At 44.6% G+C, this 25,752-nt stretch carries 19 protein-coding genes and 2 tRNA genes; 16 read left to right on the top strand and 5 right to left on the bottom strand.

Going from position 1 to position 25,752, the window contains the following annotated elements:
• Window positions 1–180 precede the first annotated feature (180 nt).
• The gene (hemL, locus tag AC3CIA_RS12915) at window positions 181–1,476 is read right to left on the bottom strand and encodes a glutamate-1-semialdehyde 2,1-aminomutase (RefSeq protein ID WP_004734538.1); all 1,296 of its coding nucleotides are present in this window, start codon (window positions 1,474–1,476) and stop codon (window positions 181–183) included.
• Window positions 1,477–1,772: 296 nt separating this feature from the next.
• On the opposite strand from hemL, the gene erpA reads away from it, so the two are divergent.
• The 3 genes from erpA to AC3CIA_RS12900 all read left to right on the top strand — a co-directional run bounded on the left by erpA (window position 1,773) and on the right by AC3CIA_RS12900 (window position 6,696).
• Complete coding sequence (erpA, locus tag AC3CIA_RS12910; protein WP_004734539.1) at window positions 1,773–2,114, top strand: iron-sulfur cluster insertion protein ErpA; 342 nt, start codon at window positions 1,773–1,775, stop codon at window positions 2,112–2,114.
• Between the two features lie 339 nt (window positions 2,115–2,453).
• The gene (locus tag AC3CIA_RS12905; protein ID WP_488518212.1) at window positions 2,454–3,578 is read left to right on the top strand and encodes an efflux RND transporter periplasmic adaptor subunit; all 1,125 of its coding nucleotides are present in this window, start codon (window positions 2,454–2,456) and stop codon (window positions 3,576–3,578) included.
• 10 nt (window positions 3,579–3,588) lie between these two features.
• Window positions 3,589–6,696, top strand: a complete 3,108-nt coding sequence (locus AC3CIA_RS12900) for an efflux RND transporter permease subunit (protein WP_488518211.1) — start codon at window positions 3,589–3,591, stop codon at window positions 6,694–6,696.
• 96 nt (window positions 6,697–6,792) lie between these two features.
• On the opposite strand, the gene shyC is transcribed toward AC3CIA_RS12900, so the two are convergent.
• Window positions 6,793–8,082: a peptidoglycan DD-endopeptidase ShyC gene (gene shyC, locus AC3CIA_RS12895; protein ID WP_065205121.1), complete on the bottom strand. Its 1,290-nt coding sequence runs from the start codon at window positions 8,080–8,082 to the stop codon at window positions 6,793–6,795.
• Between the two features lie 129 nt (window positions 8,083–8,211).
• Between shyC and tyrS the strand changes: the two genes are divergently transcribed.
• Window positions 8,212–9,399 (top strand): tyrosine--tRNA ligase, encoded by a 1,188-nt coding sequence (tyrS, locus tag AC3CIA_RS12890; protein WP_017108750.1) that lies wholly within the window; start codon window positions 8,212–8,214, stop codon window positions 9,397–9,399.
• A gap of 408 nt (window positions 9,400–9,807) precedes the next feature.
• Window positions 9,808–10,653, top strand: a complete 846-nt coding sequence (locus AC3CIA_RS12885) for a magnesium transporter (protein ID WP_488518210.1) — start codon at window positions 9,808–9,810, stop codon at window positions 10,651–10,653.
• 137 nt (window positions 10,654–10,790) lie between these two features.
• Here AC3CIA_RS12885 and dacB read toward each other — a convergent pair whose 3' ends face one another.
• Together dacB and AC3CIA_RS12875 are read right to left on the bottom strand one after the other, a co-directional pair.
• Window positions 10,791–12,224, bottom strand: coding sequence for a serine-type D-Ala-D-Ala carboxypeptidase (dacB, locus tag AC3CIA_RS12880; RefSeq protein ID WP_488518209.1), 1,434 nt, complete (start codon window positions 12,222–12,224; stop codon window positions 10,791–10,793).
• Between the two features lie 111 nt (window positions 12,225–12,335).
• Window positions 12,336–13,394, bottom strand: a complete 1,059-nt coding sequence (locus tag AC3CIA_RS12875) for a porin (protein WP_488518208.1) — start codon at window positions 13,392–13,394, stop codon at window positions 12,336–12,338.
• Between the two features lie 513 nt (window positions 13,395–13,907).
• On the opposite strand from AC3CIA_RS12875, the gene greA reads away from it, so the two are divergent.
• Window positions 13,908–14,381 (top strand): transcription elongation factor GreA, encoded by a 474-nt coding sequence (gene greA, locus AC3CIA_RS12870; protein WP_065205118.1) that lies wholly within the window; start codon window positions 13,908–13,910, stop codon window positions 14,379–14,381.
• A 125-nt stretch (window positions 14,382–14,506) separates the two neighbouring features.
• On the opposite strand, the gene yhbY is transcribed toward greA, so the two are convergent.
• Window positions 14,507–14,803 (bottom strand): ribosome assembly RNA-binding protein YhbY, encoded by a 297-nt coding sequence (yhbY, locus tag AC3CIA_RS12865; RefSeq protein ID WP_004734509.1) that lies wholly within the window; start codon window positions 14,801–14,803, stop codon window positions 14,507–14,509.
• Between the two features lie 114 nt (window positions 14,804–14,917).
• On the opposite strand from yhbY, the gene rlmE reads away from it, so the two are divergent.
• The 10 genes from rlmE (at window position 14,918) to infB (ending at window position 25,711) form a co-directional block, all read left to right on the top strand.
• Complete coding sequence (gene rlmE, locus AC3CIA_RS12860) at window positions 14,918–15,547, top strand: 23S rRNA (uridine(2552)-2'-O)-methyltransferase RlmE (RefSeq protein WP_488518207.1); 630 nt, start codon at window positions 14,918–14,920, stop codon at window positions 15,545–15,547.
• 107 nt (window positions 15,548–15,654) lie between these two features.
• Window positions 15,655–17,625 (top strand): ATP-dependent zinc metalloprotease FtsH, encoded by a 1,971-nt coding sequence (gene ftsH / locus AC3CIA_RS12855; protein ID WP_488518206.1) that lies wholly within the window; start codon window positions 15,655–15,657, stop codon window positions 17,623–17,625.
• A gap of 90 nt (window positions 17,626–17,715) precedes the next feature.
• Window positions 17,716–18,546 (top strand): dihydropteroate synthase, encoded by an 831-nt coding sequence (gene folP / locus AC3CIA_RS12850; protein WP_488518205.1) that lies wholly within the window; start codon window positions 17,716–17,718, stop codon window positions 18,544–18,546.
• Between the two features lie 21 nt (window positions 18,547–18,567).
• On the top strand, window positions 18,568–19,908 hold the full coding sequence (gene glmM, locus AC3CIA_RS12845; protein WP_488518204.1) for a phosphoglucosamine mutase: 1,341 nt from the start codon (window positions 18,568–18,570) through the stop codon (window positions 19,906–19,908).
• Window positions 19,909–20,218: 310 nt separating this feature from the next.
• Entirely contained in the window at window positions 20,219–20,551 is a 333-nt protein-coding gene (secG, locus tag AC3CIA_RS12840; RefSeq protein ID WP_004734504.1) for a preprotein translocase subunit SecG, read from the top strand.
• A gap of 16 nt (window positions 20,552–20,567) precedes the next feature.
• Window positions 20,568–20,652, top strand: a tRNA-Leu gene (locus AC3CIA_RS12835).
• Window positions 20,653–20,705: 53 nt separating this feature from the next.
• Window positions 20,706–20,782, top strand: a tRNA-Met gene (locus AC3CIA_RS12830).
• 237 nt (window positions 20,783–21,019) lie between these two features.
• Window positions 21,020–21,475 carry a ribosome maturation factor RimP gene (gene rimP, locus AC3CIA_RS12825; RefSeq protein ID WP_004734501.1) on the top strand — a complete coding sequence of 152 codons (456 nt, stop codon included), beginning with the start codon at window positions 21,020–21,022 and terminating at the stop codon, window positions 21,473–21,475.
• Window positions 21,476–21,510: 35 nt separating this feature from the next.
• Complete coding sequence (gene nusA / locus AC3CIA_RS12820; RefSeq protein ID WP_004734499.1) at window positions 21,511–22,998, top strand: transcription termination factor NusA; 1,488 nt, start codon at window positions 21,511–21,513, stop codon at window positions 22,996–22,998.
• Window positions 22,999–23,020: 22 nt separating this feature from the next.
• Window positions 23,021–25,711, top strand: coding sequence for a translation initiation factor IF-2 (gene infB, locus AC3CIA_RS12815; RefSeq protein ID WP_488518203.1), 2,691 nt, complete (start codon window positions 23,021–23,023; stop codon window positions 25,709–25,711).
• The last annotated feature ends 41 nt before the right edge of the window (window positions 25,712–25,752 follow it).

The following is a 25,752-nucleotide window of genomic DNA, read 5'->3' as shown; positions in this document are numbered from 1 at the left end:
ACCTTGATGTTGTTGGTTTTTCTTTTCTGGGAACGTTAGTCGCTTTTGGTTCAGCTTTAGCCTTAATCGAAGGGTAAATAAGCAGTCATATTTGTGGTCAGCGAGCGTGATGTATTAAAAAGGGCTGCATCTAATGCAGCCCTAAATTCAATCGGTTAGCGACTTATAAAGTGCTTTCGACTATTTGCTTTCAGCAGCAATGATCGCAAGAGAGCGATCAGCAGCTTCTAGTGTTGCATCCAGTTCTTTTGAACCATGAGCAAGAGAAGTAAAGCTTGCTTCGAATGCTGAAGGTGCAAGGTAAACACCGTGATCTAACATTAGGTGGAAGAAGCGCTTGAAGCGTTCGACATCACACTTAGTTACATCTTCGTAGCACGTCACAGTTTCTTGATCTGTGAAGAAGAAACCAAACATACCGCCAACTTGGTGGACTAGCATTGGAATGCCGTGCTTGTCTGCAAGTTGCTTGAAGCCTTTTGCCAACTGCTTAGTTTTTGAAGCTAGACGCTTTTCGTTGCCTTCTTCTCGTAGAAGGTTCAAACATGCGTAGCCAGCAGCCATTGCAACAGGGTTACCTGAAAGCGTACCCGCTTGGTAAACAGGGCCCGTTGGTGCGATGTATTGCATCACGTCTTTACGACCACCGAAAGCACCCACAGGCATTCCGCCGCCAATCACTTTACCAAGACACGTTAGGTCTGGCTTGATGTTGTAGTAAGCCTGAGCACAACCTTCAGCAACGCGGAAACCTGTCATTACTTCATCAAAGATTAGCAACGCACCTTCTTGGTCACAGATTTCACGTAGGCCTTCGTGGAAGCCTTCTACTGGGGGGATGCAGTTCATGTTACCCGCTACAGGCTCAACGATGATACAAGCGATCTCGCCTTTGTTTGCTGCGAAGATTTCACGTACTGAATCTAAATTGTTGAAGGTTGCTGTTAGCGTTAATTTCGCAAAATCAGCTGGTACGCCAGGAGAGCTTGGTTGACCTAAAGTCAGTGCGCCAGAACCTGCTTTTACCAGTAGGCTGTCTGCGTGACCGTGGTAACAGCCTTCAAACTTAAGAATTTTGTCACGACCAGTAAAGCCACGAGCAAGACGAATCGCACTCATTGTTGCTTCTGTACCTGAGCTCACCATACGTAGCTGTTCCATTGATGGAACCATCTCAGAGACAAGTTCAGCCATTTTGATTTCAGTTTCGGTTGGAGCACCGAAGCTAAGGCCGCGTTGCGCTGCATCAATGACAGCTTCACGGATAACTGCGTGGTTGTGACCAAGGATCATTGGGCCCCAAGAACCAACGTAATCGATATATGCTTTCCCATCAGCATCAAAAAGAAGTGGGCCGTCAGCTCTATCAACGAAGATTGGAGAACCACCTACACCGTTAAAAGCGCGCACTGGAGAGTTAACGCCACCTGGAATAGTTTGCTGTGCCTTTTGATACAGTTCTGCTGATTTGGTCATTGATATATCCTCTTTTGACTGTCGGACCAATTGGCACGCATTGTACCTATCCACAATCCAACTAGGAATGCTTTCGCCGATATAATCCCCCGAATCTGGTTGTTTTGTGTGGTTACACGTTTTAATTGTCAGATATGGGCGAGTTTACGACAGTAAAAGGAACGATCCTGTGGTGAATACTTGAACGTTTCAGTCAGGTATTAGATAATCACCAGAATATAAGAAAATACTCAACAACTATGGTCTCGAATTAGATTTGTATCATGTTGTTTTTGACACAGGTAAGAGAGGTTGTCGTGAGCGAAGTAAATATCCCATTGTCTTTTTCTGATGCAGCAGCTACACGCGTACAAACGCTAATTGCTGAAGAAGAAAACCCAGAACTAAAACTGCGTGTATACATTACAGGTGGCGGTTGTAGTGGTTTCCAATACGGCTTCACATTTGATGAAAAAGTAAATGATGGCGACACTACTATTGTAAACAGCGGTGTTACGCTGGTTGTTGACCCAATGAGCCTACAGTACTTAATGGGCGGCATGGTTGATTACACTGAAGGCCTAGAAGGCGCACGTTTCTTTGTGAACAACCCGAACGCGACAACAACATGTGGCTGTGGTGCATCATTTAGCGTCTAACGTGAACTGAAAGGTAGCTTGAACTGAGAGCTACATTAGAAATATTTTAAACGCTGAGCTCATGCTCGGCGTTTTTGTTTTTAAGAAATACATCATATAAAACAGACAGTAATTCGACCTATTCTAGCTATACACATTAAGAGGTATTTAGAGTGGGAATGTGTAATCTTTATTTCATCTACCTGGCTTATAGTAAACGCCATATTTTTTAAACTGTCGATAGAGTCCAACTTCGTTGGGTGTGGGTCTGTTAAGGTTACCGCAGTGCATCAGGATGTTGCATATGACAGTGTTAAGCTAATTAGCGCGCCTTAATAACATCGGACAAAAGGATTTGCTATGCCCACTCTATTTTCTAACTCTCCACTTTTTCAGAAACTGAAGCAGCCGTGGTTGGTTTCTCTGATGCTAGTTGTACTGTTGTCGATTTGGCTTGGTTTAGGAGTGGGGCAAGCGGAAGAGTCACCTGAAAAAAAAGCGACAGAAATTCCGTTGGCTAAGGTTTCCTTTCAAACATTTACTTCATCACCGACCTTTAAAACGATTGATCTCTATGGTCGAACGGCGCCCGATAGGCATGCTCGTTTGGGAGCAGAAGTTGCGGGCAAGGTTGTTAGATTGAACGTTGTAAAGGGCGATGCGGTTAAATTTGGACAAGCCATTGCCCAGATAGATAAAGGTGATTTAGAGATTCAACTAGAGCGAGCATCTGCGTTATATCGCTTGAAGCAGAAAGAATTCAAAGCGGCGCAATCTTTGAAGAAGAGAGGGCTGCAAGGTGAGATAGCTTATACCACCGCTGAGGCTTCATTAACGGAAGCAAAGGCCATGAAGCGCAATGCGGAACTGGCTTTAAAGAATACTGTGATTACTTCGCCTTTTTCGGGTGTGGTTCAAGATTTGATGGTGGAGCTTGGTGACTTTGTTGGGGTTGGCGATCCGGTCGCAGGCGTGATTGACCTCGATCCTTTGGTTATTGAGGCCGATGTCAGTGAGCGTCATATCCAACACTTGTTAGTCAATCAATCTGCTTTGGTTCGCTTGTTAGGGCGAGAAGAAGCGGAAGGCCGCTTACGCTATGTTTCTCGAATCTCTTCTGCTGCTACCAATACCTTCCCAATAGAGATTGAAATCGATAACTCCAAAGGCCTATTACCTGCAGGTGTCAGTGCAGAAGTAACACTCAACCTAGAAACGAGAGACGCTATCAAAGTGACACCAGCCATGTTGGCACTGGATGAGGCGGGTAATCTTGGGGTCAAAACTTTGGTTTCAATTGATGATTCACCAATCGTGAAATTCGTCGGCATTCAACTGGTGAAAGCTGAGCAAGATGGCGTGTGGCTCACGGGGTTAGGTCAGCGTGTCGATATCATCACGGTAGGGCAAGGTTTTGTTCGTGATGGTGATTCGGTGATTGCTGTTGAGCAAGGTGCTGAACTCTCTAACGTAACTGCAGAGTAGGAGATAGCCGATGTATTCAATTATTGATGCAGCCTTGTCTCGTGCTCGAACAATGCTCTCCCTTTTGGCGCTCATCTTAGTCGCAGGTGTGATTACCTATATCACGATACCCAAAGAATCGAGCCCAGATATCACCATTCCAATTATCTACGTTTCAGTCGGGCATCAAGGGATCTCGCCAACGGATTCAGAACGTTTATTGGTTCGACCTATTGAGCAAGAGCTTAGGTCAATCGAAGGCGTAAAAGAGATGACAGCAACCGCAGCAGAAGGGCACGCCTCTGTGGTGTTAGAGTTTAATGTTGGCGTCGATCTTACTAAAGCGATGGCTGATGTTCGTGACGCGGTTGATCTGGCTAAGCCCAAATTGCCAGAAGATAGCGATGAGCCGACTGTAAATGAAGTTACCCTCGCTTCTGAGCAGCCTGTGTTGTCAGTGGTTCTGTTTGGTACCGTGCCTGAGCGCACCATCGTACAAATCGCTCGAGAGCTCGGAGATAAACTCGAAAGCTATCGTCAGATCCTTGAAGTCGACATTGCAGGCGATCGCGATGACATAGTAGAAATCATCGTTGATCCATTATTGATGGAGAGTTACAGCCTAGATCAAGCGGATATCTATAACTTGATCGCTTTGAATAACCGAGTGGTGGCCGCAGGCTTTGTTGATACAGGCTACGGGCGTTTTTCGGTCAAAGTCCCTTCTGTGTTTAACTCCTTAAAAGACGTACTTGAGTTGCCAATCAAAGTTGATGGTAAACAGGTAGTAACCTTTGGCGATGTGGCTACGGTTCGCCGAGCGTTTCGAGATCCTGAAAGCTTTGCCCGTTTAGATGGCAAATCCGCGGTTGTCTTGGATATCAAGAAACGTGCGGGTGAAAACATCATTGAAACCGTTGAGCTAGTCAAAGCGGTAATGGCTGGTGCTCAGCAGCAAGCTGAATGGCCAAATAACCTATTGGTCAAATACACTTGGGATGAATCTAAAGATGTGAAGATCATGCTCAACGATCTTCAAAACAATATCTTATCCGCCATCATTTTAGTGGTGATCGTGATCATCGCGATTCTTGGTGTTCGAACCGCGCTATTGGTCGGAATTTCAATTCCTGGATCGTTCCTCACGGGATTGTTGGTGTTGTCTGTGTTTGGTCTAACCGTCAACATCGTGGTGCTGTTCTCGTTGATCATGGCGGTCGGGATGTTGGTTGATGGCGCGATTGTGGTGACCGAGTTTGCCGACAGGCGAATGCAAGAAGGTGAAGGGCGTAAAGCCGCTTACCGAGATGCAGCGAAACGGATGGCGTGGCCTATAACCGCATCCACAGCTACAACGTTAGCGGCATTTGCTCCGTTACTGTTTTGGCCGGATGTAACGGGCGAATTCATGAAGTTCCTGCCATTAACGTTGATTGCAACCTTAACCGCTTCATTGATTATGGCGTTGTTGTTTGTGCCTGTACTCGGTGGTTTGATTGGTAAACCTCAATACGTATCGCCCAAAAGCCAAGCGAGAATGGTGGCACTGCACAACGGTGATTTCTCACAGGCTACAGGCTTAACCAAAGCGTACTACCACACGTTGTCGATTGCGATTAAGCACCCCTTTAAGATTCTTTTCAGTGCGATATTACTTGCGGTTGCGGTTGGTTTTTCGTATTCAAAAGCGGGGCTAGGTGCAGAGTTCTTCCCAGAAGTTGATCCGCCATTCTTTAACGTCAAAGTTCGCTCTCATGGTGATCTATCAATCCAAGAGAAAGATGTCATCATGCGTGATATTGAACAGATGATGCTCAATCATGATGAGTTCGATACCGTTTATACGCGTACTGGTGGTGATGATCAGATTGGTTTGATATCGATCACCCCTGTGGATTGGCAATACCGTCGCAGTGTTAAGGCGATCATTGAAGAATTAAAGGTGCACACCGATCAATACGCAGGGGTCGAGATTGAATATAAGTTTCCAGATGCAGGGCCTCCCGTTGAGAATGACTTAGTGATTGAGCTGTCGGCAAGAACACCAGAGCAGCTTAATCAGGCTGCAAAAATTGTAAGAAACTGGGCGGATGGCAATCAGGCGCTGACCAATATAAGTGATACCGAGAGTAAAGATGGCATCGATTGGAAAGTGGATATTCGCAGAGATGATGCTGCGCGTTTTTCGGCTGATGCGACCTTGGTGGGTAATACGGTTCAATTCGTCACTAACGGGCTAAAGATTGGCGATTACCTCCCAGATGATTCTTCAGAAGAGGTCGATATCTTGGTGCGCTATCCAAGCGATAAAAGAGATATTGGGCGCTTTGACCAACTAAGAGTTAAAACACCAGCAGGCTTGGTGCCGATCACTAACTTTGCTCAGATTGTGCCAGACCATAAGCAGGACACGATAAAGCGTCTTGATGGTAAGCGTGTTGTGAACATCATGGCGGATATGGAAGAGGGTTATAACCTTGCACTCGAACTGCCAAAGATTGAGCAAGCGTTAAGTGAGTTAGGTTTACCAAGTAGTGTCGAGTTTCGTATTCGTGGTCAAAATGAAGAACAAGAAAACTCGTCAGCCTTCTTACAAAGTGCTTTCTTAGTTGCATTGGCGGTGATGGCTTTGATTTTGATTACTCAGTTCAATAGCTTCTATCAAGCGTTTTTGATTCTTAGTGCGGTGCTGTTCTCAACGGTTGGTGTGTTTGTTGGTTTGCTTATCTTCCAGCGTCCGTTTGGCATTGTGATGTCCGGTATTGGAGTGATAGCGCTGGCAGGAATTGTGGTAAACAACAATATTGTGCTGATTGATACCTATAACCAACTGATAAAACGCGGCTTGGACAAGCGAGATGCGATTCTCAGGACGGGTGTTCAGCGTTTAAGACCAGTAATGCTTACTACGGTTACCACCATTTTAGGTTTGATGCCGATGGTGTTAGAAATGAACATCGATCTGATTAATCAAAAGATAGAATTCGGAGCGCCGAGCACGCAGTGGTGGTCGCAACTCGCTACGGCAATTGCGGGAGGTTTGGCCTTTGCAACGGTACTAACCTTGGTCCTGACACCTTGTCTGTTGATGTTAGGGCGAGATAAGAAGCCCGATGTGCTCCCAAGCAGCGACGGTTAAAGATAAGTCCTAGTTCGATGGAAATAAAAAGAGCGCCTAGGTGGGCGCTCTTTTCGTTGGTTTATATGGCTATTAATCTAATTAGTCACTAGTAGCCTAATTAGTTGCTAGTAACTGGCCGTATCGCTCAAGGTTACTCAATCGAATTTCTGAATTCGCAATAAATGTTGCTTTTGCTTTACCTGTTAACGACTTAGATTGCGGTAATTTCACGGTACGCGCATTCTTATGTACGCCATTGACCAAGAATTCATAGTGTAAGTGCGGACCAGTAACACGACCTGTGCCACCCAAAGTACCAATGGTTTGGCCTTGTTTTACACGTTGGCCTGTTTTCACCATACGTCGCTTCATGTGCAGGTATTTGGTGATGTAGGTGTTGCTGTGTCGAATGAACACGTAGTTACCATTGAATTGGTTGTAACCCGACTTCTGGACAATACCGTCACCGGCTGCCCATATCGGCGTGCCAACAGGAGCTGCATAGTCGGTGCCTCGGTGAGCTCGAACCTTGCCTGTTACTGGGTGTTTTCTGTTAGGGTTAAAGTTCGATGTCACACGACGGAAATCAATCGGTGAGCGCAGGAAGGCTTTCTTCATTGCGCGACCGTTCTCATCGAAATAGTTGCCACTCTTATCATCCAATACCGCGGTAAATGAATCACCTTGGTTTTTGAATACGGCCGCCATAATCTTACCGCGACCAACAACTTCGCCTTCAACCACTTTCTCTTGGTACAAGATTTTGAAGCTGTCGTTGTTGCGAATATCTAACGCGAAGTCGATATCCCAACCGAATATACCCGCCAGTTCCATGATTTGGTTTGCAGTTAGGCCTGCATTGACGCCTGCATTCCAGAAGTTAGAAGTGATGTTGGCTTCGGCATAGTTGTACTGGTAGGCCACTTCTTTTTTGTCGAAACTTGATGAGAAAGAATCGCCAGACTTGGTGATCTTGAAGCTTTCAAACGCACTAAGTTGTCGTTTTAACTGAATAAGGTCGTTGTTTTCATCAAAACCAAACTGCAATACATCGCCAGGTCTTAGGTTAGACAGCTGCTTCTTAATATCATTATTGGTATTGAGTAGCGTGATCAGCAAGCGGTATGAGAGGCCAATACGTTCAAATAAGACAGAGGTGCTTTCGCCAGAACGAACGGTGTATTTCTCCCAATTAAGCACTGCCGTCGGCGGAGCGTCACTTGAACTAACAAGCGCGGATGCATTGATAGTCAGTGGGTAATGTTTCCCCACCACTAAAGCGCCCGTATCGTCACGTAAACTGCTGACATCGGGGAGTAAGAAGATCGCGACGAAAATTACGGCACTAAAAAATGCGATAAAAGCCCGGTGCAAAATAGGAAGGCGTGCAAAAATAGACAACATGTTCCGGTTCGTTCTGTAAATATTATGAAAATCGACGACGGAATAGTGTAACTGGTTTCAAAATACATCGCTATTCAAGTAAGATGTCTAATTATTATATTTTTGCCAAATCTGTGGGAGTGAACAAGAATGGCGAGTATTGAAGCTGCACTAGCCGAGATCAAACGTGGCGTAGAAGAACTGATTCCAGAAGACGAACTGATTGCTAAATTAAAAGAAGGTCGTCCTTTACGCATTAAGCTGGGTGCCGATCCAACTGCTCCAGATATCCACCTAGGCCATACGGTTATCTTTAACAAGCTTCGTGCTTTCCAAGAGCTTGGTCATGAAGTGACATTCCTTATTGGTGATTTCACTGCAATGGTTGGTGATCCATCAGGTAAGAACTCAACGCGTCCACCGCTAAGCCGTGAAGACGTATTGAAGAATGCTGAAACTTACAAAGAGCAAGTATTCAAGATTCTAGACCCTGCGAAAACGCAAATTCGTTTCAACTCCGAGTGGCTATCTGAGCTTGGCGCTGAAGGCATGATTCGTCTTGCTTCTAACCAAACTGTTGCTCGTATGCTTGAGCGTGATGACTTTAAAAAGCGTTACGCTGGTGGTCAACCGATCGCAATCCACGAATTCATGTACCCACTTCTTCAAGGTCACGACTCTGTTGCACTAGAGAGCGATGTTGAGCTTGGTGGTACTGACCAGAAGTTTAACCTTCTAATGGGTCGTGAACTGCAAAAAGCTGCAGGTCAAAAACCACAAGCGGTACTAATGATGCCACTACTTGTTGGTCTAGACGGTGTTAAGAAGATGTCTAAGTCTGCGCACAACTACATCGGTATCAGCGAAGCACCAAGCGAGATGTTTGGTAAGATCATGTCTATCTCTGACGATCTAATGTGGAGCTACTACGAGCTACTGTCTTTCCGTCCACTTGAAGAAGTTGCGGAACTGAAAGCTGGCGTTGATGCAGGTAAGAACCCGCGTGACGTTAAAGTTCTACTGGCTAAAGAGATCATTGCTCGTTTCCACAGTGAAGCCGATGCTGAAGCCGCTGAGCAAGAGTTCGTTAACCGTTTTGCTAAGAACCAAGTGCCAGATGAAATGCCTGAATTCGAATTCGAAGCAGGTCTACCAATCGCTAACGTTCTAAAAGAAGCAGGTCTTGTAAACTCTACTTCTGATGCGATGCGTATGATCAAGCAAGGCGCGGCTAAGCTTGAAGGCGAGAAGATTGAAGACAGCAGATTCGTACCTGAAGCAGGTACTGCAGTTTACCAAGTAGGTAAGCGTAAGTTTGCTCGTATTACTATTAAGTAATAACGCACATCAATAATTGAACAAAAGGCATCCACGGATGCCTTTTTTATTGACACAAAGTTGACGAAGTTTTTGAACGTGCATTGCTACACTGTGTGCGCTGTCATATTGACAGTAATTCTGGAGATTTTTATGAACAATACCGACCATCCTCCTAGTTTGAATGGAGAAGAATAACCTGTCTCGGTATTGATCTATAGTCCTGCCGTTCAGGTAGGGTATCTTTGTTTTTCCCCCTCATTCTTTTCCACACACTAGATTCTAACAAGTAGACACACCAGTAGCTTTCAGCTCTTGGTGCGCATAAATCTATAAATCTATAAATCTATAAATCTATAAATCTATGAATCTATAAACTTATGCTATTTGTTTTGATGGTCGTTACCTTTGCCAATCGGGAGATTCGCCATGACGGTAATGAACAACACTTTTTTATCTATCGAAGCTTTGTACACAGAGCAAGACATCCAAGCTGTATCTAATGCATTTCAACAGTATGGGCGTGAGCAACAAATTAACCTTTTAAACCGAATGCCACTTGAAGATGCGGTGTTAGTACTTGGGCAATGCTCTCTCAGTATTATTCAGACTTTACTTAGTGAGCTAGAAGAGCAGGGCTTTGAGAAGCGCTCTCGACATCTAGCTCACCAACTAGGGCTGATCTACTCAGAGGTTGAGCCTCAACAAGGTTACCTTTCAACTGGAGTGCTTAGCCATGTTAGGCAGCGTATCGGTTGGATTATTGCGTTAGCACTATTGGGAATCGTCTCAGGGCTTATCATTGCTCAGTATGAAGACATCCTCAGTCAGCTAGTACTTCTGGCGATCTATATGCCGGTGATCGCTGCTGCTGGGGGTAACACTGGAACACAAGCTGCGACTCTGGTCATCAGGGCCTTAGCCACAGGCGAGTTGAAGAAGCGCCAGTGGGCTAAGGTTCTTTGGAAAGAGTTTAGAGTCGCTATCTGTTTAGCACTTGCTATTGCCTTGGTGATGATTGGTCGTATCTTACTGTTCAGTGATAATCAATCTACAGGCGGTTACGACATTAATATGATTGCTTACGCGATTGCTGTCGCTCTGTTTATTCAAGTGACAATATCAACTGTACTTGGCGCTGGATTGCCGATTGTTGCTCGGTTATTCAAGTTAGATCCAGCGGTGCTGGTGAGCCCTGTTTTGGCTTCAGTAGTCGACATTTCAGGGATGTGGATTTACTTCACGGTAGTGAATTCATTTTTGGGTATTGCTTAACGCTTTTAAATAAAGACTCTGAAAATAAAAAGCACCGCCGAAGAAAAACATCTTAGGAAGAAAAATGGCGCTGAAGATCATACGATCTTCAGCGCCATTTTTTATTGTTTAATTAACAGCCTTTTACAAGTAAGCCGCTATTGATATTGACTCTGTATTTGACTGAACTCGACCACATCTTTGTAGAAAGCACGTTCAAACTGGGTGATTGGTGCTTCTACAGGTTTTTCTGGATCTTGCTCTTCCGGGAAGTAATCTCGGACAAACTGTACAAACAGAGAGTTTGGATTGCCCGCTTTGTCTAAACCAAAACCTGCCATGTTGTAGCTACCGTACAAAGACCCACTTTTCGCAATAATATTACCTTGGATGGGTGCTTTTCTCATGCTTTGACGGTATTTGAGCGTTCCATCAGTGCCAGATGTAGGCATTGCCTCGATTAAGTTTAGCTGCTGATCATTTTCCCAGATATAACGAAGCACCTGCGCCATCGTCTGCGACCTCATTCGGTTATTTCTAGATAGCCCTGAACCATCGACGAGCTGCGCTTTACTGAGGTCAATATTAGCCTTGGTCAGCAATATCTGCTTTATCGCTTCTGTGCCGTTATTGAAGCTGCCCGGTTGGACATAAAACGTTGCACCCAGTGTTTTGGTTAGGTTGTCTGCTATTAGATTGTCTGATTTCTTCAGCATGGTATCGAGCAGTTCGGGAAGCTTTTCAGAATGATGGCTCGCGACCAACGTGGTTTTGTTTGCTTTCGCTTTTTTACCAATAATCACATCGCCTTTAACTTGGATTTTCAGCTCTTTAAGCAGCGATGTCACGACTTGATAGGTATAAAGCTCGGGGTTTTGAATCGCAAACTTGAGTGGTAGTGGCTTCTTACGCTCTACTAAGCAACCAGAGAGCTTGTAAGCGTTGTCTGGAGTGGTAATGAGCTCTAAGTCGCATTGTGTCGCCTTCTGTCCTGATCGAGTTACGGTGGCTGCGGTGGTTGTCACGTCTATCGGATAGTGAGCGGGAATATAGACACGAGTGTTGCCGTTATCTTTTGTATAAATAGAGGCTTGTGCGCAGTTGCTGTCTAAGGTCATAGCACTCGAAGGCGCGCTGTAACAAACGCCTAAAATGTCCCAAGGCCACCCCACCGCTCGTTGATAGCCCGTATAAGCTGAGTTATCGAGATACAGGTTACCGTTAATGGTTTTAGATTGTGATTTAGCATATTGAGCTAAAAGCCTTTTTAGCTGCTCTCGTTGTAGCGTCGGGTCGCCACTAAATGAAATGATTGAGTCATTCCCAGAACGAGCAATACTGGTCGTGTAGTGAAAGTCATCCCCTAACTCCAATTTAGCCGCCAAAGCTGTCACCAGCTTCAAAGTACTGGCGGGTGGATAAAATCCATCGCTATTGGTATTCATTTGATTTGAATTACCACTCAGTGGTTGCAAGATTAAACTTGCGCCACTGCCATCGGGTAGTTTACTTAAAGGGGCGTAGGCGAAAGTGGTAAGTGAGTAGCTACTAAGTGATAAGCCACATAGAAGTAGGGTGGATAGAAGGCGCATAGAAGATTTCTTGGATGGCTGATGTTTTCAGTATACAGATATAAAAAACGCCCGCTAGATAGCGGGCGTTTTGATTCTCAATTAACTAATTAATCAATTAGATAATCAGAATTAGAAGTCGTAACGTAGACCTAGAGCGATTTCGTCTTCAGCTTGAGCAGAAGTTGCTTTGCCGTTAGAAGCTAGGTTTGTTGTACCGATCGTATCATTTTCAGAGATTAGGTTGAAATTGTACGAGATGTAAGTACGGAAGTTAGGCTTGAAGTAGTAAGTTGCATCGATTGCAACGTTATCTGCAGAAGTTTCACCGTCAGTTTCTGCATTGTTGTACGTTAGCGTGAATGCAGTTTTATCTAGTGTGTACGCAGTTGCGAATTCGTAACCTGTGTAGTCTACAGAATCGTTCTTGATTACACCTGTAGTCTGTTTTTCGCCATCAGTGAATACACCAGCGAAGTAGAAATCGCTCATGCGGTAAGATGCAGAAAGCATGTATTCGTTAGATTGATCTTGGTCTGCGTAACCAGCACCTAGCTTAACGCCAGAATCGCCGATTGCGTAGATAGCAGATAGAGAGTAGCCATCTTTACCGTTATCGCTGAACTCATCGTTAGCGTCAACATCACGGTCAGCGAAGCGGTAGCTTGCTTTTAAGCCTAGGTCTTGGAATTGACCTTTGTAAGAAAGCATGTTGTCTGAACGGTCAGCTACTGCGATTTTGTCTGCCGCTGAGTTACCGTGGTAAGACATGATATCGGTAAAGTCAGTGATAACGCCTAGCGCACCGTCGTTTTTACCGTAAGTTACTTCACCGAATGTACCGCCGATACCAGCGTATGTGTAACGGTTAGTGATGTCGCCGTCGTTGTTATCAGTAGAGCCGCCGTTTTCAGCAGTTGTGAATTCGCCTTCGTAGAAACCAACACCGTATAGGCCGTCTTGGATTTCAACTTTACCTAGGAAGTTAAGACGTACACGTGTTTTGTCTTCAGCTTTGCCATCTTTTAGAGATAGACGAGCTTCCGCACGACCACCGATCTCTAGAGAAGTGCCATTTGAGCTGTATACAGAAGTGCCGTCGATACCACCAGCTTGTTTGCCGTCCGCTGCCACTGCGTTAGTAGCAAGAGCTGCAGCCGATACAGCAAGCGCGATCATAGTCTTGTTCATGTTATTAATTCCTAATTACTGTCCATAGAAGTTTTATCAAGGATTTGAACCCTTTTGTGTATTGCCTGTATTAATCAGGCTTCATAATCATGATTAGAACAGAAGTCTGAAAAATGCCAGTGCAATCCATGGGTTACTTTTTACCTCTAAAGTTCCATAGTCAGTTAGTAAAATGATATAAAACTAAAAAATGAACACTGTTTTATTATATTTTCTATTGCTTAACTGTTTGTTTTAAAATGGTTTTTATAAAAGTGTGATCTGTGTTTATTTTGTTTGTTTTTTGTTTTTTTAGGTATTTATTTCTCAGCTTATTGATGGGGAGGTTATTATTCATTTTTGTGATGTCTGTAATTTAGACCTAGATAAAGCTTTTATAACGCAAAGTGGAATAAAGGTGATTTAGCCATAAAGTTTGTTTACACTAAGCCAAATCGTTTTGTTTCTATCACCCAATAACTATGTTGGGTGGATTTATGTTGGCCAAAGAAAGCTTTGGCATAGAGGTAAAAAATGGAAAAGGTTCCAATGACAGTGCGTGGCGCTCAGCAGCTACGTGACGAATTAGATCGCCTACTTAAGCTACGTCCTATTATTTCAGCAGCTATTGGTGAAGCTCGTGAACTCGGTGACTTGAAAGAGAATGCAGAGTACCACGCAGCTCGTGAAGAGCAGGGTATCTGTGAAGCTCAAATTCGAGATATCGAATACAAGCTATCGTTAGCTCAGATCATCGATGTAACGCAGATGGATAATACGGGTAAGATTATCTTTGGTACGACAGTGACTCTGATCGACGTTGATACGGATGAAGAATTCCGTTACCAAATCGTTTCTGAAGATGAAGCTGAAATCAAAACAGGCCGCATTTCGGTGAAATCACCAATTGCACGTGGTCTTATCGGTAAGATGGAAGGCGACGAAGTACTGATCTCTACCCCTGGTGGTGACAAGGACTTCGAAATCGACAAAGTAGAATATATCTAATTGAATTTTCTTTGTTTCTGATAAGTAAAAAGGTCGCTAATGCGACCTTTTTCGTTTCTCACGCTACACTAAAAGGTAAGCACAGTGGCTTTCTTATTGTGGAGCTAGCTTGATGTCAAACTAGCTTATTTGCGTGGAATCTCGATTTTACGTGCTTCTGACTGACGGAACAGTACTAGAACTTTACCGATAGTCTGTACTTTCTCAGCTTTAGATTCACGTACAATTGCATCGATAATCAGTTGCTTAGTCTCACGGTCTTCTGATGCAACTTTAATCTTGATCAGTTCGTGGTGGTCTAGAGCTAATTCGATTTCCGCTAGAACAGCTTCAGTAAGTCCATTTGCGCCCATTAGCACTACAGGTTTTAAACTGTGAGCTAGGCCCTTTAGATGCTGCTTTTGTTTGGTACTTAGGTTCATTACGCGGCCAATTTTATTTAGTATTAGGGTTGAAAAAACCTATTTTAACGCCATCTAAAGCTGAAGACTATAATTTATTCAGCAATTAGTACTTTCCTCCAATTTAGGTATCCAATGAGCAAACAGAAACACTCGGCCAGTTCAGGCCGTTGGTTGAAGGAACACTTCGACGACAAGTATGCAAATGAAGCAAGAAAAAGAGGCTATCGTTCGCGTGCTTATTTCAAAATGGAAGAGATTCAAACGAAAGATAAATTGCTGACTCCTGGGATGACCATTGTGGATTTGGGCGCAGCGCCTGGCGGTTGGTCTCAATATGCTGCTAAGATTATCGGAGACAACGGTCAAATCATTGCTTGTGACTTGCTACCTATGGATCCGATTGCTGGAGTGAGCTTTTTACAAGGTGATTTCCGCGAAGAAGCTGTGCTAGATGCCTTGTTGGAACGTATACAACCAAACATGGTTGATGTCGTGATGTCTGATATGGCACCTAATATAGCAGGCAACAATTCTGTGGATCAGCCGAGAGCTATGTATTTAGTTGAATTAGCTTTGGATATGTGTCGACAAGTTCTAGCTACCAATGGTAGTTTTGTTGTAAAAGTATTCCAAGGCGAAGGGTTTGACCAATATGTTAAGGACGTCCGTGAGATGTTTCAAACAGTCAAAGTGAGAAAACCCGACTCTTCTCGAGCTCGATCTCGTGAAGTGTTTATCGTAGCAACTGGTTACAAAGGTTAACGATTCTCTTCCAAGAGTGAGAGTTAACAACATGGCTACAGGTTACAAACTGTAGTACCCTACCTTTAATTACAATTAGTTATCGAGAGGCTTACACCTTGAGTGACATGGCAAAAAATTTAATTCTGTGGCTTGTTATCGCGGTAGTGTTGATGTCGGTATTCCAGAGCTTCGGCCCTGGGGAAAGTAACGGCAGAGCAGTAGATTACACCACGTTTGTACAGGAAGTTGGCCAAGGCCAGATTCAAGACGCACAGTTCAATAACAGCGAAATCACTTTCACACGTCGTGGTGGTGGCTCTAAGTATGTAACTTACATGCCTGTTTATGATCAAAAGCTACTTGATGACTTAATTAATCAAAACGTAAAAGTTCAGGGTACACCTCCTGAAGAGCAGAGCCTGCTTGGCACTATCTTCATCTCATGGTTCCCAATGATCTTACTGATTGGTGTGTGGATTTTCTTCATGCGTCAAATGCAAGGCGGCGGCGGCGGTAAAGGCGCGATGTCTTTTGGTAAGAGCAAAGCTCGAATGATGAGCGAAGAACAAATCAAAACGATGTTTGCTGATGTTGCTGGTTGTGACGAAGCAAAAGAAGACGTGAAAGAGCTTGTGGATTACCTTCGTGACCCAAGTCGCTTCCAAAAACTGGGTGGTAAGATCCCGACAGGTATCCTGTTGGTCGGTCCTCCTGGTACTGGTAAGACATTGCTTGCAAAAGCAATTGCTGGTGAAGCGAAAGTACCGTTCTTTACTATCTCAGGTTCTGATTTCGTTGAAATGTTTGTTGGTGTTGGTGCATCTCGTGTACGTGACATGTTCGAGCAAGCGAAGAAAGCAGCACCTTGTATCATCTTTATCGATGAAATCGATGCTGTAGGTCGTCAACGTGGCGCTGGTGTTGGTGGTGGTCACGATGAACGTGAGCAAACACTTAACCAAATGCTGGTTGAGATGGATGGTTTCGAAGGTAACGAAGGTATTATTGTTATCGCTGCGACTAACCGTCCCGACGTGCTAGACCCTGCATTACTTCGTCCTGGTCGTTTTGACCGTCAAGTTGTGGTAGGTCTACCTGATGTACGTGGTCGTGAACAGATTCTTAAAGTGCACATGCGTAAAGTTCCACTATCAGGTGATGTTGAACCATCTCTGATTGCTCGTGGTACTCCAGGTTTCTCTGGTGCAGATCTTGCAAACCTTGTGAACGAGGCGGCGCTATTTGCAGCTCGTGGTAACAAGCGCAATGTATCGATGGTTGAGTTTGAACTTGCGAAAGATAAGATCATGATGGGTGCAGAGCGCCGTTCAATGGTGATGTCTGAAGAAGTGAAAGAGTCAACAGCTTACCACGAAGCAGGCCACGCAATTGTTGGTCGTTTGGTACCTGAACACGATCCAGTGTACAAGGTGTCAATCATTCCACGTGGTCGTGCACTTGGTGTGACTATGTACCTACCTGAGCAAGATCGCGTAAGCATGTCTCGCCAGCACCTAGAGTCAATGATCTCTAGCTTGTACGGTGGTCGTCTTGCTGAAGAACTAATTTACGGTAAAGACAAGGTTTCGACTGGTGCGTCTAACGATATCGAACGTGCAACTGATATTGCTCGCAAGATGGTAACGCAGTGGGGTTTCTCTGAAAAACTAGGTCCTCTTCTATATGCTGAAGAAGAAGGCGAAGTTTTCCTAGGTCGTGGCATGAGCCAAGCGAAACATGTTTCCGACGATACAACTAGGTTAATCGATGAAGAAATTCGTATTCTTATCGACCGTAACTATGCTCGTGCGAAGCAGATTCTTGAAGAGAACATGGATCTCATGCACTCGATGAAAGATGCGCTGATGAAGTTTGAAACGATTGATGCAGGTCAGATTGATGACTTGATGGAACGTAAAGACGAGATTCGCGAGCCTGCTGGTTGGGGTGATCAAGCAAAAGCAGAACCTGCAAAGGAAGAAGCCAAGCCTGAAGCTGAAGCTAAATCAGAAGAACAAGCTAAAGTCGACCCAGAAGAATCGAAAGTTGAAGAAGTTAAATCTGAATCAGATGATACTCAAAACAAAGATTCTTAATCGCTAAGCTATAAATTAAAACCCTGAGTGCGCTCAGGGTTTTTCTGTTTATAGCCCAAGGTGTTTTTTACTCTTTAAGACCTGCCTTTCATGATATTAAAAGCAAATAATAAAACGCTCGTTTTAGACCGCCCACATGTAATGGGTATCCTCAATGTCACGCCTGATTCTTTCTCCGATGGCGGGAAATTCAACTCATTAGACAATGCATTGCTGCAAGCTGAACGAATGATTCAAGCCGGCGTTAGCATTATTGATATTGGTGGTGAATCGACTCGCCCTGGAGCTCCGGACGTTTCCTTAGAGGAAGAGATCGCTCGAGTTATTCCTGCAATTAAAGCGATTCGTGCCCAGTTTGATGTTTGGATTTCTATTGACACCAGCAAAGCGGAAGTGATGCGCCAAGCTGTTGAAGCTGGTGCTGATTTGATCAATGATGTACGCGCTTTACAAGAACCAGGTGCCCTACAAGCGGCCGCTGAGGCTAATGTTCCTGTTTGCTTGATGCACATGAAAGGCCAACCAAGAACTATGCAAGCTAGCCCAGTTTACGACGATGTTCTAACGGATGTTGAAGCATTCCTACAAGAAAGAGTGGAAGCTTGTGAGGCTGTAGGCATCTCAAAAGAACAGCTGATTCTGGATCCTGGTTTTGGTTTTGGTAAAACCATTGAACACAATTACCACCTATTAGCGCACCTTGAAAAATTTCATGCGCTTGGGTTGCCAGTTTTAGCTGGGATGTCGAGAAAATCGATGATCTTTAAGCTACTGGACAAGGCCCCAGTAGATTGCATGGTAGCCAGTGTCACTTGCGCGACTATCGCAGCAATGAAAGGCGCACAAATTATTCGCGTTCACGATGTTGAAGATACATTGGAAGCGATGAAGATAATCGAAGTGATGAATAACAATCACTAATAATAATTAAGGAAAATCAATATGTCTGATAAAAGACGTTACTTCGGCACAGATGGTGTACGTGGCAAAGTCGGCCAATACCCGATTACACCTGATTTTGTTCTGAAGCTTGGCTGGGCTGCAGGTCGTGTTCTTGCGAAGCAGGGCACCAAGAAAGTGATCATTGGTAAAGATACTCGTATCTCTGGCTATATGCTTGAGTCTGCGTTAGAAGCTGGCCTTGCTGCTGCGGGTCTTCAGGCTACGTTTACTGGCCCAATGCCAACGCCTGCCGTTGCTTACCTAACACAAACTTTCCGTGCTGAAGCTGGTATCGTTATCTCTGCGTCGCATAACCCTTTCTATGACAACGGCATTAAGTTCTTCTCTTCTGAAGGCACTAAATTGTCGGATGACATTGAGTTGGCTATCGAAGCTGAATTAGATAAAGATATCGAGTGCGTGGAATCTTCTGTATTGGGTAAAGCTGTACGTTTAAATGATGCAGCTGGCCGTTATATTGAATTTTGTAAAAGTACATTCCCACACAAAATGACGTTAGCGGGCATGAAAATTGTGGTGGATTGCGCACATGGTGCGACTTACCACATTGCGCCAGCGGTATTTAAAGAGTTGGGCGCTGAAGTGATTGCAATGGGTGTTGAGCCAAATGGTACTAACATCAACCACGAAGTGGGTGCGACAGATGTGCGTGCTCTGCAAGCTAAAGTACTTGAAGAAAAAGCAGCGTTAGGTCTAGGCTTTGATGGTGACGGTGACCGCATCATCATGGTTGATGAGCTAGGTAATAAGGTTGATGGTGACCAAATCGCTTACATCATTGCTCGTGATGCGTTGCGTCGTGGTGAGTTGAAAGGCGGCGTTGTTGGTACGCTAATGACGAACCTTGGTATGGAAAATGGCCTTAAGCAATTAGGTATTCCATTTGTACGTGCTGCTGTTGGTGACCGTTACGTCATGGAGCAACTTCTTGCTAAAGGCTGGAAGATCGGTGCAGAAAATTCGGGTCACGTTATCCTATTAGATAAAGTGACGACAGGTGATGCTATCGTTGCTGCCTTGCAAGTATTGGCTTCAGTTGTCGACAGTGAAATGACACTGAATGAACTTTCTCAAGGTATGACGTTATATCCTCAAGTTCTAGAAAACGTTCGTTTCAGCGGTGACTCAAATCCACTCGAAGCAGAAGCGGTGAAAGCGGCGGTTGTAGAAGTAGAAGCTGAGCTTGGCGAGAAAGGTCGTGTGCTATTACGTAAGTCTGGCACTGAGCCATTGCTGCGTGTCATGGTTGAAGGCGAAGATGCTGAGCTTGTTCAATCTTCAGCGCTTAAGATCGCTGATGCAGTAAAAGCAAACTGCTAATTTAACCTTTTACTTAACCGGCGCAACGAATAGCGCCTGTGATTAGAAGTGATTGAGTTATATCACGGTCAAAAGATATAGCGGTCAAGAGATATAACGGTCAAAAGATACGTAAATGAGTTTTGTGTCGCTTTTGACCTTTTTTTAACCATTCGCTTGGTAAAGGCTTATTTTTTAGCAAATTCCCCTTGTCAGCCATCGTCGCATTCGCTAGTATTGCTCGGCCTTCAGTTAGGAGGTCGCTAGCCTTGTTCTTAAAAATAGTTTTTTGAACGGCGCTGGCTCAACAATTAGGAACATAGGTGGAAAAATGTTTACAGTTCTACTTGTGATTTACCTGTTGGCAGCGCTTGGTGTAATTGGCCTAGTGTTGATTCAACAAGGTAAAGGCGCAGATATGGGAGCCTCTTTCGGTGCTGGCGCTTCAAACACTGTGTTTGGTGCTGGTGGCTCAGGAAATTTCCTTACCCGAATGACTGCAGTTTTTGCAACTACATTTTTTATCCTTAGCTTAGTGCTTGGTAATATGTCTACACATAAAACTGAGTCACAATGGATTGACCCGACTCAAGGTCAGGTAATTCAGCAAGCTGAAGATGCAGTGAGTGAAGTTCCGACGCAAGGCGACGAAATTCCACAATAAGCTGCAAAGATTTGATGCCGAGATGGTGAAATTGGTAGACACGCTAGCATGAGGTGCTAGTGCCTTAGGGTGTGAGGGTTCGAGTCCCTCTCTCGGCACCATGTTTACAAACTTGTAAAACATCTTGTTGGGCGTATAATGCTCACAAGTCGGACGCGGGATGGAGCAGTTTGGTAGCTCGTCGGGCTCATAACCCGAAGGTCGTCGGTTCAAATCCGGCTCCCGCAACCAATTTCAATGCTATTATATAGCTTGTATTGGTAGCAAGTTTGCACAGTGTGAACCTCACTGTGAGTTAAGTGTGATATCGAATGTGATGACACTTAACATATAAGGGTCCAGCAACAAAAACCCCGGCTTATACGGGGTTTTTTGTTATCTAAGCATTTGTAAATGCCTTTAGATGATAATGTTTGCTTGGAATTTAAATTGGGCTTTGAGCCCTTTTTTTGTTTCTGGAGTGGTTAAATGACTGGTTTAGAGAGACAACTTACTGAAATGCTTGACGCTCCAGTAGCAGCATCAGGTTATGAGTTAGTTGGATTAGAATTTATTCGTGCTGGTGAGCACTCAACGCTACGTATTTACATCGATTCACCAAATGGTATCAATGTAGATGATTGCTCTGAGGTTAGTCACCAAGTAAGTGCCGTAATGGACGTTGAAGATCCAATTTCAGTGGCTTATAACCTTGAAGTGTCTTCACCAGGTTTAGAGAGACCACTGTTCAAAGCAGAGCATTACCAACAATTTATTGGTCACGAGGTAAGCATCGTTTTGAAAATGGCTGTCGGCAACCGTCGTAAATGGAAAGGTGATATCCAATCTATCGAAGGCGAGACAGTGAAAGTATTGGTTGAAGGACAAGAAGAAGAATTCGTCCTGAGCAATATTGCGAAAGCTAACCTGATCCCTAAATTTTAGTTCTCCTAGAGAGAAGAGCTTAAGAGGCTAGATTAATGAACAAAGAAATTTTGGCGGTAGTAGAAGCTGTTTCAAATGAGAAAGCAGTTCCTCGTGAGCGTATTTTTGAAGCGCTTGAAATCGCGCTTGCAACGGCAACAAAAAAGAAAAGCGAATTAGAAATTGAAGTTCGTGTAGAAATTGACCGTAAAACGGGTAATTTCGAAACTTTCCGCCGTTGGGAAGCTGTTGAGGAAGTTGAATTCCCAACAAAAGAAATCTCTATTGAAGCTGCAAAGTACGATGATCCAGAGATCGAACTTGGCGGTTTCATTGAAGATGATATCGAATCAGTAACGTTTGACCGTATTACGACTCAAACGGCTAAGCAAGTTATCGTACAGAAAGTACGTGAAGCAGAACGTGCTCAAATCGTTGAACAGTTTATTGACAACGAAGGCGAGCTCGTAACTGGCGCAGTTAAGAAAGTTAACCGTGACACAGTTATTCTAGACCTAGGTAACAACGCTGAAGCGGTAATCCTTCGTGATGACCAACTTCCTCGTGAAAACTTCCGTCCAGGTGACCGTGTTCGTGGTCTTCTTTACGCAGTTAAACCAGAAGCTCGCGGTTTTCAGCTTTTCGTTACTCGTTCGAAGCCAGAAATGCTAGCTGAACTATTCCGCGTTGAAGTGCCTGAGATTGGTGAAGAGCTAATTGAACTTAAAGGTGCTGCACGTGACGCTGGTTCTCGTGCTAAAATCGCTGTGAAAACAAACGACAAACGTATTGACCCTGTTGGTGCGTGTGTTGGTATGCGTGGTGCACGTGTACAAGCTGTTTCTAATGATCTTGGCGGTGAGCGTATCGATATCGTTCTTTGGGATGATAACCCAGCTCAGTTCGTTATTAACGCAATGGCGCCTGCTGATGTTGCTTCAATCATCGTTGATGAAGATGCACACTCTATGGATATCGCTGTTGAAGCCGATAACCTGGCACAAGCGATTGGCCGTAGCGGTCAAAACGTACGTCTAGCTTCTCAACTAACGGGTTGGGAACTGAATGTAATGACTGTTGCTGATCTAGAGAAGAAGCACCAAGAAGAAGCAGTTGCTTCTATTGAAAACTTCATGAAGCACCTAGACATTGAAGAAGACTTTGCTCAAATGCTTGTTGAAGAAGGCTTCTCTACACTTGAAGAAGTGGCATACGTTCCTGTGAACGAGCTTCTTGAAGTAGACGGTCTAGACGAAGGTATCGTTGAAGAACTACGTAACCGCGCGAAAGACGCACTGACTACTCTAGCGCTAGCGAAAGAAGAGACTTTCGACGGTGTTGAGCCTGCTGAAGACTTACTTGCACTTGAAGGTCTTGAGCGTGAAATGGCTTACAAGCTAGCAGCAAAAGGCGTTGCGACATTGGAAGACCTAGCTGACCAAGGCGTTGATGAACTAGAAGGCATCGAAGACCTAACTGCAGAGCGAGCAGGCGAGCTGATTATGGCTGCGCGTAACATCTGTTGGTTCGGCGACGAAGAATAATTCAGCAAGGAGAGAAAGCGGTATGACACAATTAACAGTTAAAGCACTGAGTGAAGAGATTGGTACGCCAGTTGACCGCTTAATTGAACAACTTGCTGATGCAGGAATGAAGAAAGCAGGGTCGGATCAAGTGACTGATTCAGAGAAGCAAACATTGCTAACGCACCTTAAAAAGGAGCATGGCGATACTTCAGGCGAAACAGAACCGACTCGTTTAACTCTTCAACGCAAGACCCGCAGCACGCTAAGTGTTGCTGCTGGAGGCGGTAAGAGTAAGGATGTTCAAGTAGAGGTACGTAAAAAGCGTACTTACGTGAAGCGCAGCACTATTGAAGATGAAGCGAAACGTGAAGCTGAGGAAGTAGCTAATCGTGAAGCGGAAGAGAAAGCACAACGCGATGCTGAAGAGCAAGCGAAACGTGATGCTGCAGAGAAAGCACAGCGCGAAGCCGAAGAAAAAGTAACACGTGAAGCGGATGCAAAACGTGATTCTGAAGAGAAGGCTCAACGCGCACAAGCTGAAAAGGCTAAAAAAGACATGAATTCAAAAAATGCAGACGCTAACGCACAAGCGAAAAAAGAAGCGGATGAACTTAAAACTCGTCAAGAGCAAGAAGCAACTCGTAAAGCCGAAGCTGAAGCAGCTAAGCTTGTTGAGGAAGCTCGTAAGTTAGCAGAAGAAAACCAAGAACGTTGGTCTGAAGAAGAGAAGAAGAAGAAAGAGCAAGAGAAATCTGCGGATTACCATGTGACTACTTCTACTTATGCTCGTGAAGCAGAAGATGCGGCTGATAAAAAAGATGAGAAAGCTCCTCGTCGTCGCAAGAAGAAACCTGCTCCAGCAGCTCAACCTGGCAACAACCGTGGTGGTCGTAACCAACGTGGTCGTGGCGGTAAAGGTAAGCTTGCTAAACCAACTTCAATGCAGCAAGGCTTCGATAAGTCAGCAACTGTTGCTAAATCTGATGTTGCTATTGGCGAAACTATCGTTGTTTCTGAACTGGCTAGCAAAATGTCAGTTAAAGCAACTGAAGTTATCAAAGTAATGATGAAGATGGGCGCTATGGCGACTATCAACCAAGTGATCGACCAAGAAACAGCACAACTTGTTGCTGAAGAAATGGGCCACAAGGTTATCCTACGTAAAGAAAACGAACTAGAAGAAGCAGTGCTAGCTGACCGTGATAGCGATGCTGTCGCAGAAGGTCGTGCTCCTGTTGTTACTATCATGGGTCACGTTGACCACGGTAAAACTTCTACACTTGATTACATTCGTAAAGCACACGTTGCGTCTGGCGAAGCTGGCGGTATCACACAGCACATTGGTGCTTACCACGTAGATACTGACAACGGCATGATCACGTTCCTTGATACTCCTGGACACGCGGCGTTTACAGCTATGCGTGCTCGTGGTGCTCAAGCGACAGATATCGTTGTACTTGTTGTTGCCGCTGATGATGGCGTAATGCCACAAACAATCGAAGCTATCCAGCACGCGAAAGCGGCAGGTGTTCCTCTGATTGTTGCTGTGAACAAGATCGACAAAGAGGGTGCAAACCCAGACAACGTTAAGAATGAGCTAGCTCAATACGACGTTATCCCTGAAGAATGGGGCGGTGAGAACATCTTCGTTCACATCTCTGCAAAACAGGGTACAAACATCGATGGTCTTCTAGAAGCTATCCTTCTTCAGTCTGAAGTTCTTGAACTTACAGCAGTTAAAGAAGGCATGGCATCTGGTGTTGTTGTTGAATCTCGTCTTGATAAAGGCCGCGGTCCAGTTGCAACAGTACTAGTACAGTCTGGTACTCTTAACAAAGGCGATATCGTTCTTTGTGGTCAAGAGTACGGCCGTGTTCGTGCAATGCGCGATGAAAACGGTAAAGACATCGAAACTGCAGGTCCATCTATCCCTGTAGAAATTCTAGGTCTTTCTGGCGTTCCTGCTTCAGGTGATGAAGCAACGGTTGTACGCGATGAGCGTAAAGCGCGTGAAGTTGCGAACTACCGTCAAGGTAAATTCCGTGATGTTAAACTAGCTCGCCAACAAAAAGCGAAACTAGAGAACATGTTCGCGAACATGACGGCTGGTGAAGTTGCTGAACTTAACGTTGTACTTAAAGCTGACGTTCAAGGTTCTGTAGAAGCAATTGCTGACTCTCTACTGAAACTGTCAACTGACGAAGTTAAAGTGAACATCGTAGGTTCTGGTGTTGGTGGTATTACGGAAACTGATGCAACTCTTGCAGCCGCTTCTAACGCTATCATCCTTGGTTTCAACGTTCGTGCTGACGCAACTGCGCGTGGTACTGTTCAGAATGAAAACCTAGATCTACGTTACTACTCAATCATTTACCAACTGATCGACGAAGTGAAACAGGCGATGGGCGGTATGCTTGCTCCTGAATTCCGTCAAGAGATCATTGGTCTTGCTCAAGTTCGTGACGTATTTAAGTCGCCTAAACTTGGTGCAATCGCTGGTTGTATCGTTACTGAAGGTACGATTAAACGTAGCAGCCCAATCCGCGTACTTCGCGAAAACGTTGTTATCTACGAAGGTGAACTAGAGTCACTTCGTCGCTTTAAAGATGACGTTCAAGAAGTTAAAAATGGTTACGAGTGTGGTATCGGCGTTAAGAACTACAACGACGTTCGCGTTGGTGACCAGATCGAAGTATTCGAAATTGTTGAAGTTAAACGTACTCTAGACTAATTAGTCAGTACGACTCGACATATTGACTAAGGTTACTAACA

It is taken from the genome of Vibrio sp. QJM3NY_27 (genome assembly GCF_057785955.1).
This window is presented reverse-complemented; position numbering and strand designations above follow the sequence as displayed.

What these genes read in the sequence shown, in the direction of transcription:
- hemL (WP_004734538.1), bottom strand. Translation starts at nt 1,476, where the DNA reads ATGACCAAATCAGCAGAACTGTATCAAAAGGCACAGCAAACTATTCCA.
- AC3CIA_RS12905 (WP_488518212.1), top strand. Translation starts at nt 2,454, where the DNA reads ATGCCCACTCTATTTTCTAACTCTCCACTTTTTCAGAAACTGAAGCAG.
- AC3CIA_RS12900 (WP_488518211.1), top strand. Translation starts at nt 3,589, where the DNA reads ATGTATTCAATTATTGATGCAGCCTTGTCTCGTGCTCGAACAATGCTC.
- shyC (WP_065205121.1), bottom strand. Translation starts at nt 8,082, where the DNA reads ATGTTGTCTATTTTTGCACGCCTTCCTATTTTGCACCGGGCTTTTATC.
- tyrS (WP_017108750.1), top strand. Translation starts at nt 8,212, where the DNA reads ATGGCGAGTATTGAAGCTGCACTAGCCGAGATCAAACGTGGCGTAGAA.
- AC3CIA_RS12885 (WP_488518210.1), top strand. Translation starts at nt 9,808, where the DNA reads ATGACGGTAATGAACAACACTTTTTTATCTATCGAAGCTTTGTACACA.
- dacB (WP_488518209.1), bottom strand. Translation starts at nt 12,224, where the DNA reads ATGCGCCTTCTATCCACCCTACTTCTATGTGGCTTATCACTTAGTAGC.
- AC3CIA_RS12875 (WP_488518208.1), bottom strand. Translation starts at nt 13,394, where the DNA reads ATGAACAAGACTATGATCGCGCTTGCTGTATCGGCTGCAGCTCTTGCT.
- greA (WP_065205118.1), top strand. Translation starts at nt 13,908, where the DNA reads ATGGAAAAGGTTCCAATGACAGTGCGTGGCGCTCAGCAGCTACGTGAC.
- yhbY (WP_004734509.1), bottom strand. Translation starts at nt 14,803, where the DNA reads ATGAACCTAAGTACCAAACAAAAGCAGCATCTAAAGGGCCTAGCTCAC.
- rlmE (WP_488518207.1), top strand. Translation starts at nt 14,918, where the DNA reads ATGAGCAAACAGAAACACTCGGCCAGTTCAGGCCGTTGGTTGAAGGAA.
- ftsH (WP_488518206.1), top strand. Translation starts at nt 15,655, where the DNA reads ATGGCAAAAAATTTAATTCTGTGGCTTGTTATCGCGGTAGTGTTGATG.
- folP (WP_488518205.1), top strand. Translation starts at nt 17,716, where the DNA reads ATGATATTAAAAGCAAATAATAAAACGCTCGTTTTAGACCGCCCACAT.
- glmM (WP_488518204.1), top strand. Translation starts at nt 18,568, where the DNA reads ATGTCTGATAAAAGACGTTACTTCGGCACAGATGGTGTACGTGGCAAA.
- secG (WP_004734504.1), top strand. Translation starts at nt 20,219, where the DNA reads ATGTTTACAGTTCTACTTGTGATTTACCTGTTGGCAGCGCTTGGTGTA.
- rimP (WP_004734501.1), top strand. Translation starts at nt 21,020, where the DNA reads ATGACTGGTTTAGAGAGACAACTTACTGAAATGCTTGACGCTCCAGTA.
- nusA (WP_004734499.1), top strand. Translation starts at nt 21,511, where the DNA reads ATGAACAAAGAAATTTTGGCGGTAGTAGAAGCTGTTTCAAATGAGAAA.
- infB (WP_488518203.1), top strand. Translation starts at nt 23,021, where the DNA reads ATGACACAATTAACAGTTAAAGCACTGAGTGAAGAGATTGGTACGCCA.